This is a genomic window from Magnetospirillum sp. SS-4, from assembly GCF_902729425.1.
GTDB lineage: Bacteria > Pseudomonadota > Alphaproteobacteria > Rhodospirillales > Magnetospirillaceae > Phaeospirillum.
This window is the reverse complement of sequence record NZ_CACVCH010000013.1, coordinates 49,765-64,129: the sequence shown is the minus strand read 5'-3', so window position 1 is coordinate 64,129 and position 14,365 is coordinate 49,765. Positions and strand designations below refer to the sequence as shown.

Annotated in this window: 14 protein-coding genes; 10 read left to right on the top strand and 4 right to left on the bottom strand. The window is 67.1% G+C overall.

Annotated elements, in window-relative coordinates; genetic code table 11:
- Positions 1–36: 36 nt before the first annotated feature.
- The 5 genes from MTBSS4_RS03315 to MTBSS4_RS03295 all read left to right on the top strand — a co-directional run bounded on the left by MTBSS4_RS03315 (position 37) and on the right by MTBSS4_RS03295 (position 6,446).
- Positions 37–1,224, top strand: coding sequence for a hypothetical protein (locus MTBSS4_RS03315; RefSeq protein WP_173981977.1), 1,188 nt, complete (start codon positions 37–39; stop codon positions 1,222–1,224).
- 101 nt (positions 1,225–1,325) lie between these two features.
- Positions 1,326–2,717, top strand: a complete 1,392-nt coding sequence (gene ahcY, locus MTBSS4_RS03310; RefSeq protein ID WP_173981976.1) for an adenosylhomocysteinase — start codon at positions 1,326–1,328, stop codon at positions 2,715–2,717.
- Between the two features lie 121 nt (positions 2,718–2,838).
- On the top strand, positions 2,839–3,870 hold the full coding sequence (locus MTBSS4_RS03305; RefSeq protein WP_173981975.1) for an HlyD family secretion protein: 1,032 nt from the start codon (positions 2,839–2,841) through the stop codon (positions 3,868–3,870).
- Positions 3,867–5,435, top strand: a complete 1,569-nt coding sequence (locus MTBSS4_RS03300; protein ID WP_254432362.1) for a DHA2 family efflux MFS transporter permease subunit — start codon at positions 3,867–3,869, stop codon at positions 5,433–5,435. The genes MTBSS4_RS03305 and MTBSS4_RS03300 overlap by 4 nt, the downstream gene beginning before the upstream one ends.
- 174 nt (positions 5,436–5,609) lie before the next feature.
- Positions 5,610–6,446, top strand: coding sequence for a hypothetical protein (locus tag MTBSS4_RS03295; RefSeq protein WP_173981974.1), 837 nt, complete (start codon positions 5,610–5,612; stop codon positions 6,444–6,446).
- Here the strand turns inward: MTBSS4_RS03295 and MTBSS4_RS03290 are convergent.
- The 3 genes from MTBSS4_RS03290 to queA are packed head-to-tail and all read right to left on the bottom strand — an operon-like array spanning position 6,421 to position 9,172.
- On the bottom strand, positions 6,421–7,014 hold the full coding sequence (locus MTBSS4_RS03290; protein WP_254432361.1) for an isoprenylcysteine carboxylmethyltransferase family protein: 594 nt from the start codon (positions 7,012–7,014) through the stop codon (positions 6,421–6,423). The genes MTBSS4_RS03295 and MTBSS4_RS03290 overlap by 26 nt on opposite strands.
- On the bottom strand, positions 7,011–8,138 hold the full coding sequence (gene tgt, locus MTBSS4_RS03285) for a tRNA guanosine(34) transglycosylase Tgt (protein ID WP_173981973.1): 1,128 nt from the start codon (positions 8,136–8,138) through the stop codon (positions 7,011–7,013). The genes MTBSS4_RS03290 and tgt overlap by 4 nt, the downstream gene beginning before the upstream one ends.
- A complete protein-coding gene (gene queA, locus MTBSS4_RS03280; RefSeq protein WP_173981972.1) occupies positions 8,135–9,172 on the bottom strand; it encodes a tRNA preQ1(34) S-adenosylmethionine ribosyltransferase-isomerase QueA in 1,038 nt (345 codons plus the stop codon). Before queA ends, tgt begins: the two co-directional genes overlap by 4 nt.
- A gap of 88 nt (positions 9,173–9,260) precedes the next feature.
- On the opposite strand from queA, the gene pip reads away from it, so the two are divergent.
- The 5 genes from pip to ychF all read left to right on the top strand — a co-directional run bounded on the left by pip (position 9,261) and on the right by ychF (position 13,280).
- Positions 9,261–10,241, top strand: coding sequence for a prolyl aminopeptidase (gene pip, locus MTBSS4_RS03275; protein WP_173981971.1), 981 nt, complete (start codon positions 9,261–9,263; stop codon positions 10,239–10,241).
- Positions 10,242–10,304: 63 nt separating this feature from the next.
- Positions 10,305–10,913, top strand: coding sequence for a 50S ribosomal protein L25/general stress protein Ctc (locus tag MTBSS4_RS03270; protein WP_173981970.1), 609 nt, complete (start codon positions 10,305–10,307; stop codon positions 10,911–10,913).
- A gap of 1 nt (position 10,914) precedes the next feature.
- A complete protein-coding gene (gene pth / locus MTBSS4_RS03265; protein WP_173981969.1) occupies positions 10,915–11,613 on the top strand; it encodes an aminoacyl-tRNA hydrolase in 699 nt (232 codons plus the stop codon).
- A 114-nt stretch (positions 11,614–11,727) separates the two neighbouring features.
- Positions 11,728–12,159, top strand: a complete 432-nt coding sequence (locus MTBSS4_RS03260) for a GxxExxY protein (protein ID WP_217425490.1) — start codon at positions 11,728–11,730, stop codon at positions 12,157–12,159.
- A 17-nt stretch (positions 12,160–12,176) separates the two neighbouring features.
- Positions 12,177–13,280 carry a redox-regulated ATPase YchF gene (gene ychF, locus MTBSS4_RS03255; protein WP_173981968.1) on the top strand — a complete coding sequence of 368 codons (1,104 nt, stop codon included), beginning with the start codon at positions 12,177–12,179 and terminating at the stop codon, positions 13,278–13,280.
- Positions 13,281–13,438: 158 nt separating this feature from the next.
- Here ychF and MTBSS4_RS03250 read toward each other — a convergent pair whose 3' ends face one another.
- Positions 13,439–14,350, bottom strand: coding sequence for a prenyltransferase (locus MTBSS4_RS03250; RefSeq protein ID WP_173981967.1), 912 nt, complete (start codon positions 14,348–14,350; stop codon positions 13,439–13,441).
- Positions 14,351–14,365 lie beyond the last annotated feature (15 nt).

The window sequence follows — 14,365 nt, the reverse complement described above, 5'->3', positions numbered from 1 at the left end:
ATTCCGGCCGGAATTGCCAGAACCGACGCCTTTCGCATGCTGATCAAAGGCACCATGAAACGCATCGTCATCATCGTGAAGCGGCCCCTGGCGAAGCGCGACATGGAGCGCTTCGGCATCGACATCGCCCTCGCCCGCGGCTTTTCGGTGACGCTTTTTGATCTCAGCGAGATGCTGCACCCCAATCTGGACAACGCCGTCCGGTTCGGTCCCGACGTTCCCGACCTTGACATTCGCCGGCTGTCCCATCGTCGCCAGTTGCCGGAATTGGCCCGGATCGCCCGCAAGGCGGATCTGGTGGTCGCCGGAATTTCGTCATCGGGTCTGTCTCGTCTGGTGCTGCCGGTCTTTCATGCCCTGGGCAAGGTCGGAGCCCCCTATCTGGTCATGGCCCCCCAGCCCATACCGTTCACGGCGCCATCCATGCAGACGGGCCGCCTCGGCGCCCTGATCCGCCGGTTGCGGTCGTTCGATCCCCTGACCTCGCTTCTGACCCGGATGCCGCCGCCCCTGCTCGGCATCCATCACGCCGCCCACGTCGTTCACGGGTCGCTGGCGGCGGCCTCGATCCGCAACAATCTGGTCGGCCCCGACACCAAGGTCATCGCCACCCACAGCTGGGATTACGACACCTTGCTGCGCGCCGTGCCGTCCGAGGCGGCGGCCGATCTGCCCCAGGCCGTCTATCTCGACCAGTATCTGCCCTTCCATCCCGATACCATCGCCATGGGCTACCGGGCGCCGGATCCGGCATTGCATTACCGTCAGCTTGAGGGCCTGTTTCGCCGTATCGAGGCGGAATATGGCCTCGAGGTGGTGATCGCCGCCCATCCCCGCGCCGATTACGGCGACAAGCCCTTCGCCTATCCCGGCCGGCGGGTCCTGTTCGGCCGCACCGCCGAATTGATCGCCCAAAGCCGGCTCGTTCTCGGCTATGTGAGCACCGCCCTCGGCATCGCGGCGGCCCTGAACAAGCCCATCGGCCTGTTCGCCAGCCAGGACATGCTGAACTGCCATTCCATGTACCCCATCGCCGTCGACAGCATCGCCCGCGCCCTGGGAACGCCGGCGCGATCGCAAGACGATCCCGAATCCGTCCCCTTGGCCGGCCTGCTGGACCACGACCGCGCCGCCTATGCCGCATTCGTCGCCCATTACATGCGTCATCCCGATGATCCTGGCCTGCCGCTGTGGGAGACGGTCTTCAACGCCACCCTGGCCTGATTTCACATTAATACATAAAGATATCTTTATATGATATTGCGTTCTGGGCGGGAGGCTGCTACATACGGCGCAGCATGCCATTCATAGCCCAAGGGACGATCATGACCGACTTTCACGTTGCCGATATCAAGCTGGCCGATTGGGGCCGCAAGGAACTGACCATCGCCGAGATCGAGATGCCCGGCCTGATGGCGATCCGCCAGGAATTTGGGCCGTCGCAGCCGCTGAAGGGTGCCCGCATCGCCGGCTCCCTGCACATGACCATCCAGACCGGCGTGCTGATCGAGACCTTGGCGGCCCTGGGCGCCGACATCCGCTGGGCGTCGTGCAACATCTATTCGACCCAGGACCACGCCGCCGCCGCCATCGCCGCGGCCGGCATCCCGGTGTTCGCCTACAAGGGTGAATCGCTGGTGGAGTACTGGGACTACACACATCGCATCTTCGAGTGGGCCGACGGCGGCTGCCCCAACATGATCCTGGACGACGGCGGCGACGCCACCTTGCTGATCCATCTCGGCATGCGTGCCGAGAAGGACATTTCGGTGATCGCCAATCCGACCTGCGAGGAAGAGGACGTCCTGTTCGCCTCCATCAAGAAGCGCCTGGAGACCGACAAGACCTTCTACACCCGCAACGGCACCGCCATCCGCGGCGTCACCGAGGAGACCACCACCGGCGTCCACCGTCTCTACGAGATGGAAAAGAAGGGCACCCTGCTGTGGCCGGCCATCAACGTCAACGACTCGGTCACCAAGTCCAAGTTCGACAACAAGTACGGCTGCCGCGAATCGCTGGTCGATGGCATCCGCCGCGCCACCGACGTGATGATGGCCGGCAAGGTCGCCGTGGTCGCCGGCTTCGGCGACGTCGGCAAGGGCTCGGCCGAATCGCTGGCGTCCCAGGGCGTGCGCGTCATCGTCACCGAGATCGACCCCATCTGCGCCCTTCAGGCCGCCATGGAAGGCTATGAGGTCACCACCATGGAAGAGGCCGCGCCCAGGGGCGACATCTTCGTCACCACCACCGGCAACGTCGACGTCATCACCGTCGATCACATGCGGGCCATGAAGGACCGCGCCATCGTCTGCAACATCGGCCACTTCGATTCCGAGATTCAGGTCGCTGGCCTGAAGAATTTCAAGTGGCACAACGTCAAGCCGCAGGTGGACGAGGTCGAGTTCGCCGACGGCAAGCGCATCATCCTGCTGGCCGAGGGCCGGCTGGTGAACCTGGGCTGCGCCACCGGCCATCCCAGCTTCGTCATGAGCGCCTCGTTCACCAATCAGGTGCTGGCCCAGATCGACATCTTCTGCAATCCCGGCAAGTATGAGAAGAAGGTCTACGTCCTGCCCAAGCACCTGGACGAGAAGGTCGCGGCGCTGCATCTGGCCAAGCTTGGCGTCAAGCTGACCACGCTGAACCAGAAGCAGTCCGACTATATCGGCGTGCCGGTCGCCGGGCCGTTCAAGCCCGACACCTACCGCTACTAGAACCGCGCCGCCCATCCCGTTCCGCCGCCGCGGGCGGGATGGGCGATGTCCGTTTGACTCGGTCGCCATGACGGAGCTATAAACTGAACCGTTCAGTTCAGTTTACTTGGTGGCATCCGTCATGAAGAAGGTCATCGCCCTCGCCGTTCTCGTCATCCTGCTGGCCTCGGGCGGCTGGGCCGCCAGGCGCTGGGCCGAGGACTGGCGCTGGATGGAATCCACCGACGACGCCTATGTGGACGGCGACATCACCGTCATTGTCCCCAAGGTGGCCGGTCATGTGGTCGACCTCGTCGCCGCCGACAACCGCAGAGTCGCCAGGGGTGATGTGCTGTTGCGCATCGACGACCGCGATTACCGCGCCCGTCTGGCCGAGGCCAACGCCCAGCTTGCCGCCCGCATGGCCCAGTTGATCCAGATCGAGGAAAAGGTGGCGGTCCAGGACGCGGTGATCGTCCAGATGGCGGCCTCCATCTCGGCCGCCAGGGCCGACATGGCCCGCGCCCAGGCCGATTTCGAGCGGTCGCGCAAGCTGGTGCGCGAGGATTTCGTCAGCCGCCAGCGCTTCGACGTCACCGCCGCCGATGCCGCCAAGGCCCAGGCCGGGGTATCGGGTTCGGGGGCTGGATTGCAGGCGGCGCGGCGGCAACTGGCGGTGCTGGCCTCGGAACGGGCCATGGTCCAGGCCCAGGTCGAGCAGGCCAAGGCGCAGGTGAACCTGGCCGCCAACGACCTGGACGCCACCGTGATCCGGGCTCCGGTCGACGGCGTCGTCGGCAATCGCGCCGTGCGCGACGGCCAGTATGCCCGCCCCGGCCAGATGCTGATGGCGGTGGTTCCGCTGGACCGGCTGTGGATCGACGCCAATTTCAAGGAGACCCAACTGCATCGCCTGAAGCCGGGGCAGCCGGTCCATGTGGCGGTGGACGCCTTTCCCGGCCGCCCCATCGCCGGCGTGGTCGACAGCTTCGCTCCGGCCTCGGGCGCCAAGTTCAGCCTGCTGCCGCCCGAGAACGCCACCGGCAACTTCACCAAGGTGGTGCAGCGGGTGCCGGTCCGCATCGCCCTTGCCGCCGACCATCCCCTGGCCGGCCAATTGCGCCCCGGCCTGTCGGTGGTGGTCAAGGTCGACACCCGGGACGCCGCGAAGTGAGCGTGGCGGCGGTCCTGCCGCAGGACCGGGTCGTCACCACCCGCGACTGGGTGGCGTTCCTGGCCATGGTGCTGGGCATGTTCATGGCGATCCTGGACATCCAGATCGTCGCCAGCTCCATCACCCAGATCCAGGCCGGCATCCTGGCCTCCGCCGAGGAGATCAGCTGGATACAGACCTCGTACCTGATCGCCGAGGTGGTGATGATTCCGCTGTCGGGCTGGGCGGCCCGAGTGGTGTCGACCCGCTATCTGTTCTTCGCCTCGTGCGTCACCTTCACCCTGGCCAGCGTCGCCTGCGCCTTCTCGTGGAACATCGAGTCCATGATCGTGTTCCGGGCGATTCAGGGGTTTCTCGGCGGCGCGATGATTCCGACCGTCTTCGCCATGACCTACATGATCTTTCCGCCGCGCATGCAGGCGGGGCTGTCGGTGGTGATCGGCCTGGTGGCCACCATGGCCCCGACCCTGGGGCCGAGCCTGGGCGGCTGGCTGACCGAGGCCTGGAGCTGGCACTGGCTGTTCCTGATCAACGTGGTTCCCGGCGTGATCGTGGCGGCCCTGGTCCTGGTCTGCGGCCGGCGCGAATCGCCGCGGCTCGACATGCTGAAGGGATTCGACCTGGCCGGCATCGTGCTGGTGGCGGTGTTCCTGGGCTGTCTGCAATACGTGCTGGAGGAAGGGGCGGCCAAGGACTGGTTCGACGACCGGCATATCGTGGCGCTGAGCATCGTCACCGTTGCCGCCGGCCTCGCCTTCGTCTGGCGCGAGCTTACCGCCTTGCATCCGGTGGTCGACCTCAAGGCCTTCGCCGACAGCAATTTCTCGGTGGGGTGCCTCTACAGCTTCATCATCGGCATCGGGCTCTATGGCTCGGTCTACGTGGTGCCGCTCTATCTCGGCCGCATCCGCGGCTTCTCGGCGCTGGAGATTGGCATCACCATGATGGTCACCGGCCTGTTCCAGGCGCTGTCGGCGCCACTGGCCGGCAATCTGGCCCGCCACATGGACCTGCGCTGGATGCTGGGGCTGGGCCTTGCCCTGTTCGGCGGCGGGTTGTGGCTGAATTCCGCCATGACGTCGGAGTGGGGCTATTGGGAGATGTTCCTGCCCCAGGCGGTGCGCGGTCTGTCGCTGATGTTCTGCTTCGTGCCCATCAACGCGGTGGCGCTGGGACATCTGCCGCCCGATCAGGTCCAGAACGCCTCGGGGCTTTACAACCTGATGCGCAATCTGGGCGGCGCCATCGGCCTGGCCGCCATCAACACCGCCCTGACCAACCGGATCGACCTGCACATGACGCGGCTGTCCGAGACCCTGACCACGGCGCGCATGGCGGCCATGGGGGCGCTGGACGGCCTTGCCGCCCGGCTGGAGCCGATGCTGGGCGGCTCGTCCGAGGCCGCCGCGCTGAAGCTGCTGACCCAGATGGCGCGGCGCGAGGCCATGACCATGGCCTTCGCCGACGTCATGATGCTGATGGCCTCGGTGTTCGTGCTGGGATTGCTGTTGCTGCCGCTGCTGCAAAAGGTCGGGCATCCCAGCGCCAGCGGCGGCGGCCACTGAATTCATGTGTGAGATCTGTCTTATATTGCGATGCGGTACAAACTTGCCGCAGAACTTATCGTCATATCCGGGAGACAACCAATAGACATACTTCATAACGCCCAAGATGTGGGCTATATTATTAGTGGGGGAGATGGGCTTTTAATTTGACGGATGCGTCAAGGGCAGGTTGGAATGGGGGCGCAGCAGAACGCGCCGGTGGCCGAGCCGGATGCCGCCATCCAGTTGCGGGAACCCGGTGGCAAGCGGTGTCGGGGGGTGGCCGGCGTGGCTGTCCGCGCCCTGATCGATCTGCTTGACGAATCGGCGACCGACGGGACCGTCTCCATGGACGTGGTGCGGCGCATCGCCAACGCGGTGCTGTCGGCGCGCGGGCCGCTGTCGGAATACTATGCCAATTGGGAGATGGGCTGCGATTCCGCCTTCACCCTGCGGCGGATCGAGCAGCAGCGCACCGATTTCATCGGCCGCATCGTCACCCAGCCGTTCTCGGCGCTGCTCGACGACCGCGCCTCCGGTATCGAGCGCAAGCACCTGCCGCAATTCTTCGCCGCCATCCACCTGATCGTCGGCGACGAGCCCTATGACGGGTTGCGCACCCGCGCCAACGAGGCGGCGGAGCGCCACCGCACCGCCGACGGCGCGGTGGCCTGGGACAATTTCTACGGCGATGACGACGTCAAGCGGGTGTTCGAGACCATTGCGGTGGCGGTGGCCCGTTCGTTCCGGCGGTTCGAGCCGCGCAGGGACTGGTTCCTGATCATCATGAACTCCAGCCCGTCGTCGATCTCGACCGCCTCCAACGCCTTCATTCCCAAGAAGGCGGAGGACAAGGTGACGCGGGAATTCGGCGAACATCAGATGTCGCGGCTGTTCCAGGCGCTGTTCTCGCAGTTCCGGATCGAGACCTTCACGCCCGAGCGCAAGGCCGCCTTCATGGAGCGCTGGGGCAGCGAGCCGGAAAAGGTGTTCGGCCCCCTGTTCGTCAGTCTCGCCGCCCAGGATCAGTGACCCGCCCCCGCCATGGCGCGAAGGCGGGAACCCGGGCGCGGTAGTCGGAATAGGCCCGGCCGTACAGGCGGATCAGGCGGCGTTCCTCGCACCACGTTCCCGCCAGCAGGTACAGGCTGCCCCAGCAGGCGGTGGCCAGCCCCAGCGGGTTGACCGCCGCCCCCCACAGGATCAGGAACGCCCCGGCATAGAGGGGATGGCGGACCCAGCGGTGGGGGCCGTCCAGGCGCAGTTCCTCGTCGGACGGCCGATCGGGGTGGCGCAATTGGGTCAGGCCGCCCAGCCGTCCCAGGTCGTAATGGCGGGCCGAGAGCAGCAGCACCGCCCAGCCGCCGAAATGAATCGCCGCCAGTCCGGCCAGGACCGGCGCCGGCAGGTCGAACATCGGCTGGCCGGCCAGGGTCACGGCCCCCACCGCCGAGACGCCGGCGAACGAGGCGACGGCGATTCCGTTATAGGCCAGCCGCGACCATCGCCCCAGCCAGACCCGCCCGGCCAGCAGCGAATGGCCGAGGCCGAAGGCCAGCCAAGCCAGGGCGTAGAGGGCGTGGGCCAGGGCGGGGGTCACGGCGCCTCGATGTCGCCCAGGGCTTCCAGCCGGGCGGCCTCGGCGGCGAAATCGGCCACCCGTCCGGCGGCGATGGCGTCGCGCAACCCCTTCATCAGATCCTGATAGGCCTGGATGTTGTGCCAGGTCAGCAGCATGGGGCCGAGAATCTCCTCCGAGCGGATCAGGTGATGGAGATAGGCGCGGGAATGATCGCGGCAGGCCGGGCAGGGACACCCTTCCTCCAGCGGCCGGGGGTCGTCCTGGTGGCGGGCGTTGCGCAGGTTGACCGTGCCGCGCCGGGTGAAGGCCTGGGCGGTGCGGCCCGACCGGGTCGGCATGACGCAATCGAACATGTCGACGCCGCGCAGCACCGCCCCGATGATGTCGGACGGCCGGCCCACTCCCATCAGATAGCGCGGCCGGTCGGCGGGGAGATGCGGCGTGGTGACGTCCAGGGTGGCGAACATGGCCTCCTGGCCCTCGCCCACCGCGAGGCCGCCGATCGCGTAGCCGTCGAAGCCGATCTCCTGCAAGGCCTTGGCCGATTCCGCCCGCAGCTCCGGATGGATGCCGCCCTGGACGATGCCGAACAGGCCATAGCCGGGACGCGGCACGAACGCAGCCTTGGACCGCGCCGCCCAGCGCATGGACAGCCGCATGGATTGGGCCGCCTGTTCGACGGTGGCGGGAAACGGGGTGCATTCGTCGAACGCCATGGTGATGTCGGCGTCCAGCAGGTGCTGAATCGCCATGGAGCTTTCCGGGGTCAGGTGGTGCCTCGATCCGTCGTGATGGGACTGGAAGGTGACGCCGTCCTCGGTCAGCGTGCGCAGCTTGGCCAGGCTCATGACCTGGAAGCCGCCGGAATCGGTCAGGATCGGCCCCGGCCAGTTCATGAAGCGGTGCAGGCCGCCCAGCCGCGCCACCCGCTCGGCGCCGGGCCGCAGCATCAGGTGATAGGTGTTGCCCAGCACCACCTGGGCGCCGGTAGCGGCCACCGATCCGGGCAGCATGGCCTTGACGGTGCCGGCGGTGCCCACCGGCATGAAGGCCGGGGTGTCGATGGCGCCGTGGGCGGTATTGATCCGGCCCAGCCGGGCGGTGCCGTCGGTGGCGAGCAGGTCGAAGGAAAAGGAAGTCATGGCGCGATTCTCCGCTCCAGCAGACAGCAATCGCCATAGGAATAGAAGCGATAGCCCGAAGCCTTGGCGTGCCCGTAGGCCGCCTTCATGCGCTCCAGCCCCATGAAGGCGGAAACCAGCATGAACAGGGTCGAGCGCGGCAGGTGGAAATTGGTCAGCAGCACGTCCACCAGCCGGAAGCGGTAGCCCGGGGTGATGAAGATGTCGGTGGCCCGGTCGAACGGATGCAGCATTCCCTGTTCGTCGGCGGCGCTTTCCAGCAGCCGCAGCGAGGTGGTGCCCACCGCCACCACCCGCCCGCCCGCCGCCCGCGCGGCGTTGATGGCGGCGCAGGCCTCGGCGGTGACCACGCCGGTCTCGGCGTGCATGCGGTGGTCGTCGGTGTCGTCGACCTTGACCGGCAGGAAGGTTCCGGCCCCCACATGCAGGGTCACCGTCACCCGCCCGATCCCGCGCCCGGCCAGCCCGGCCAGCAATTCGGGGGTGAAGTGCAGCCCGGCGGTGGGCGCCGCCACCGCTCCCTTCGCGCTGGCGAACACCGTCTGGTAGTCGTCGCGGTCGCGGTCGTCGGCCTCGCCCTTCCGGATATAGGGGGGCAGCGGCATGCGGCCGAACGTCTCCAGCGCCGCCAGCAGATCGTCACCGGAGCGGTCGAAGCGAAGCCCGACCTCGCCGGCCTCGCCCTTTTCCATCACCTCGGCGGCGAAGCCCTCGGCGAAATCGATGCGGTCGCCGGGACGCAGCTTTTTGGCCGGGCGGGCGAAGGCCTTCCAGGAATCGAGCCCGACCCGCTGGTGCAGCGTCACCTCGACGCCGGCCAGCCCGCGCCGGCCGGCCAGCCTGGCCGGAATGACGCGGGTGTCGTTGAACACCATGACGTCGCCCGGCCGCAGCAGGCCGGCCAGTTCGGCCACCTTGCCATCGGCGAGGCCGTCCGGCGTCACGCGCAGCATGCGCGCCGCGCCGCGCGGCTCGGCCGGGCGTTCGGCGATCATCTCGCGGGGCAGGTCGAAATCGAAGTCGTCCACGTTCATGGCGCCCGGTTTAGGCCGGCAAAAGAGGCGCGTCAATGATCTGGCGTCGTGGCATAGTAGGCGACGTTGCCGTAACCGAAGAGACGTCATGGACCTGTTCCCCCCGTTCGAGCCGCACGCCTTCGGCATGCTGGAGGTCGGCGACGGCCACAGCCTGTATTGGGAGGTCTCGGGCAATCCCGACGGGCCAGTGGCGGTGTTCGTCCATGGCGGGCCGGGCGCGGGGTCCGCCCCCGCCTATCGCCGCTTCTTCGACCCGGCCTTCTGGCGCATCGTGCTGTTCGATCAGCGCGGCTGCGGCCGCTCGCGCCCGCACGCCTCGGTGGAGGCCAACACCACCGCCCATCTGGTGGCCGACATGGAGGTCCTGCGCCGCCATCTCGGCATCGGGCGCTGGCTGCTGTTCGGCGGCTCGTGGGGCAGCACCCTGGCGCTGGCCTATGGCGAGGCCCACCCCGAACGCTGCACCGGCTTCGTGCTGCGCGGCGTGTTCCTGTTCCGCCGCCACGAGGTCGAGTGGTTCCTGTCGGGAATGGGGCATTTCTTTCCCGAGGCGTGGCGGCGGTTCATGGGCCATCTTCCGGTCGCCGAGCGGGCCGATCCGCTGTCGGCCTATATGGGCCGCCTCAACCACCCCGATCCGGAGGTGCACATGGCGGCGGCGCGAATCTGGTGCGGCTACGAGGAGGCCTGCGCCCGCCTGATTCCATCCGCCATCGGCCCCGCTCACGAATCGGACGGTCCCGGAACCCTGGCCATGGCCCGCATCGAGGCCCACTACATGATCCACGACGGCTTTCTGGAACCGGATCAGCTTCTGGCCGGGCTGGGGCGGATTCAGCATCTGCCCGCCATCATCGTGCAGGGCCGCTACGACGTCATCTGCCCGCCGGCCACCGCCGAGGAACTGGCCCAGTCCTGGCCCCTGGCGCGGCTGAGGATCATTCCCGACGCCGGCCATTCCGCCATGGAGGTTCCGGTGCGCGCCGCCCTGGTCGGGGCGACCGAACGGATGAAGGGGCTGGTTCCCCGTGCCGTGGCGCTTGCCAATCCGGCGCAACCGGTGTAAACGGGCCCCTTCCGCGCGGCACCCCTGGAGGCCGCGCCCATACCTGTTTGCTTGGAGAACATCATGTCCGAAGCTATCAGCATCGTCGCCGAGCTGCGCGATCGGAGCGGAAAGGGGGCCGCCCGTGCCACTCGTCGCGCCGGTTTGGTTCCCGGAGTCATTTATGGCGAGAAGCAGGCCCCCGTCTGCATTCAGCTCGATCCCCGCGTCCTGTGGGCCCAGATCACCAAGTCGGGCTTCTTCACCCAGCTGTTCGACGTCGACCTCGGCGCCAACGGCAAGCATCGCTGCCTTGCCCGCGACGTCCAGATGCACCCGGTGACCGACCAGCCGGTTCACGTCGACTTCATGCGCGTCTCGGCCGATCACGCCATCCACGTCAAGGTGCCGGTCCACTTCACCAACGAAGCCAAGTCGCCGGGCATCAAGAAGGGCGGCGTCGTCAATCTCGAACTGCACGAGATCGACGTCACCTGCAGCCCCGACAACATCCCGCACGAGTTCGTCATCGACCTCGCCGGCTTCGAGATCGGCCAGTCGGTTCATCTGAAGGACATCGCGCTGCCGGCCGGCGTGAAGCTCTATCACATGTCGGCCGAGGCCACCGTGCTTTCCATCGCGGCCCCGACCGTGGCCCGTGGCGAGACCACCGAGGCAGAGGCCGCCGGCTGACATGACGCTGCTGGTGGTCGGACTGGGCAATCCCGGACCCGAATACGCCAGGAACCGGCATAACATCGGCTTCATGGCGGCGGACGAACTCGTCCGCCGCCATTCCTTTGGGCCGTGGCGCGCCAAGTTCCAGGGGCAACTGGCCGAGGGAACCATCGGCGGCGACAAGGTCCTGGTCCTGAAGCCCATGACCTATATGAACCTGTCGGGCCAGTCGGCGGCGGCGGCGGCGCGGTTCCTCAAGATTCCCGTGGATGACGTCGTCGTGCTGCATGACGAGCTCGACATCGTCCCGGGCCGCCTCAAGGTCAAGCGCGGTGGCGGCGCCGGCGGCCATAACGGGCTGAAGAGCATCGATTCCCACCTGGGACAGACTTATCGCCGGGTGCGGCTGGGCATCGGCCATCCCGGCGACCGGGATCTGGTGTCGGGCTATGTGCTGCACGATTTCGCCAAGGCGGACGAGGCCTGGCTGACGCCGCTGCTGGACGCGGTGGCCGCCGCCTTTCCCATGCTGGTCGCGGGCGACGATGCCGGCTTCATGACGCGGGTGGCGCATCTGACCGCGCCGCCCCGGCCGAAAAAGGAAAAGCCGGCGGCGGCCGCCCCGGCTCCGGAGCCTCGGGATTCAACCGCCCAGCCCGGCGGCAGCCTCGCCGAGGCGCTGCGGGCGGCCATGACGGGAAACAAGAAAGAATAATCCATTCGCGATCTTTCTGATCGGGTTCGAGGGAAGCCGCCGGCAGGTCCTCTTGGTGTCCTTGGTGTCTTGGTGGTAGAACCTGCGGCGACCGGTCCACCACCGGCCGGGACCGTGAAAGCAACGATTTTTCACCACCAAGGCACCAAGGACACCAAGATGGTTGATGTACCGAACCATCTCGATCCCCTAGCGAAGGTGATCGTTGATTGTGCCTTCCAGGTTCACCGGACGCTCGGTCCGGGTTTGCTGGAATCGGTGTATGAGCACTGCATCGCACACGAGATCGCCAAGCGCGGTCTTCAGGCCAGACGTCAGGTGCCGTTGCCGGTAATCTACGACGGAGAGGTGATCGACGCCGCCCTGAAGCTGGACATCCTGGTCGAGGATGCGGTGATTATCGAGATCAAGGCGGTGGAACGGATCATTCCGGTTCACCGCGCCCAAATACTGACCTATCTCAAGCTGGCGGAAAAGCGGCTCGGTTTCCTGATCAATTTCAACGTTCCCCTCATCCGCGACGGCATCAGCCGTTTCGCGCTCTAGCAAGAACGAGGACCTTCATGGGTTTCAATTGCGGCATCGTCGGGCTTCCCAATGTGGGCAAGAGCACCCTGTTCAACGCGCTGACCTCGACGGCGGCGGCGCAGGCGGCCAATTACCCGTTCTGCACCATCGAGCCCAATGTGGGCCGGGTGGCGGTGCCGGATTCGCGCCTGGACAAGCTGGTGGCCATCGCCAAAAGCCAGAAGGAGATCCCCACCCAGCTGGAATTCGTCGACATCGCCGGTCTGGTGCGCGGCGCCTCCAAGGGCGAGGGGCTGGGCAACCAGTTCCTGGCCAATATCCGCGAGGTCGACGCCATCGTCCATGTGCTGCGCTGCTTCGAGGATGACGACATCACCCATGTGGAAGGCTCGGTCGATCCGGTGCGCGATGCCGAGACCATCGAGACCGAACTGATGCTGGCCGATCTGGATTCGCTGGAACGCCGCATCGTGCCGCTGGAGAAGAAGGCCAGGAACGGCGACAAGGAGGCCAAGGCCCAGGTCGACGTCATGACGCCGCTGCTGGCGGTGCTGCGCGAGGGCAAGCCGGCCCGCGTCGTCTCCTTCGACTCGGAGGAGGAGCGCCGCATCCTGCGCACGCTCGGCCTGATGACCACCAAGCCGGTGGTCTACGCCTGCAACGTCGACGAGGCCTCGGCCGCCGCCGGCAACGAGTATTCCGAGCGGGTGGCCAAATTCGCCGCCGCCGAGGGCAACCTCCACGTGGTGATCTCGGCCGCCATCGAATCCGAGGTGGCGCAACTGGCCTCGGAGGACGAGCGCCGGGAGTTCCTGGAAACCCTGGGGCTGGAGGAGACCGGCCTGGCCCGCGTCATCCGCGCCGGCTACGAACTGCTGCACCTGGTGACCTTCTTCACCGTCGGTCCCAAGGAGGCCCGCGCCTGGACGGTGCAGAAGGGCGCCAAGGCCCCCCAGGCGGCCGGCGTCATCCACACCGATTTCGAACGCGGCTTCATCCGCGCCGAGACCATCGCCTATGACGACTTCATCGCCTGCGGCGGCGAGGCCGGCGCCAAGGAGGCCGGCAAGATGCGGCTGGAGGGCAAGGAATACCTCGTCCAGGACGGCGACATCTTCCACTTCCTGTTTAATGTATAATATTGACGAGCCAATGAATGAATTCATTGGCGAGGAGTTGCGGGCGACGCCCGGCGCGCCACATGGCGCGAAAGCCAAGCATTCCGGAGGAATGCGCCCGGCGATTGAGGGACTGGAAACGAGTCATCCGGGCGCGGCCGTCTGGGCCGCGCCCGGCGTCATACCAGCGCGGCGGCGACCAGCCAGCTTCCGCCCAGCAGGTGAATCGCCAGGGTGATGCGGATGGCGGCCAACTGGCCGCCGCGGCCGCCCAGCATCAGCGGCGCCGCCGCCAATGCCGCCAGCATGATCAGCAGCGGCGGCACCGTCGCCCACGGCGGCAGGTGGGACAGCCAGCCCAACGCCAGTTGCAGCGCCGCCGCCACGGCGTGGACCGCGACATAGAGGGACGGCGCGCTCCTGGCGCCGAGACGCACCACCAGGGTCCGCTTGCCGGCGGCTTCGTCGGCCTTGCTGTCGGGAACCTCATTGCAGATCAGGATAGCGGCGGTCCAGCATCCCACCACCGCCGCCGCCAGGATGCCGGCAAGGCTGAACGCGCCGCCCTGCAACCACGCGGTGGCGGTTACCGGCAGGCCGAATCCCGCCGCCACCGCCAGTTCGCCCAGTCCGCGCGACGCCAGCGCCAGCGGCGGCAGGGAATAGGCCAGCGCCAGCCCGCCGCCCACCACGCCGAACACCAGCACCAGCGGCCCCTTGATCGTGTAGAGCGCCATGCCGACGCCGGCGCCGGCCAGCAGCAGCAGCGTTCCCCACACCGCCATGGTCCGCAGGTCGAGGCGGCCATCCTGGATCATGCGCGATCCGCCGGTGAACGGAGGGATGCGGTCGTGATTGAGGCGGTCGCTGCCGTTGATCTCGTCGCCGACATCGTTGATCACGTTGGCGCCGGCGTGCAGCAGCGCCATTCCGGCCAGGGTCAGCGCCAGCACCGCCGGGTCCAGCCTGCCGGACTGGTGCATGCCCCAGGCGGTTCCCACCGCCACCGGTATCGCCGAGGCGGGAAGGAACATGGGCCGGGTGGCCAGGAACAGGTCGCGGGCGAGACCCGACGGGGGCATGGATGGCATGGTGATCCTTGCGGA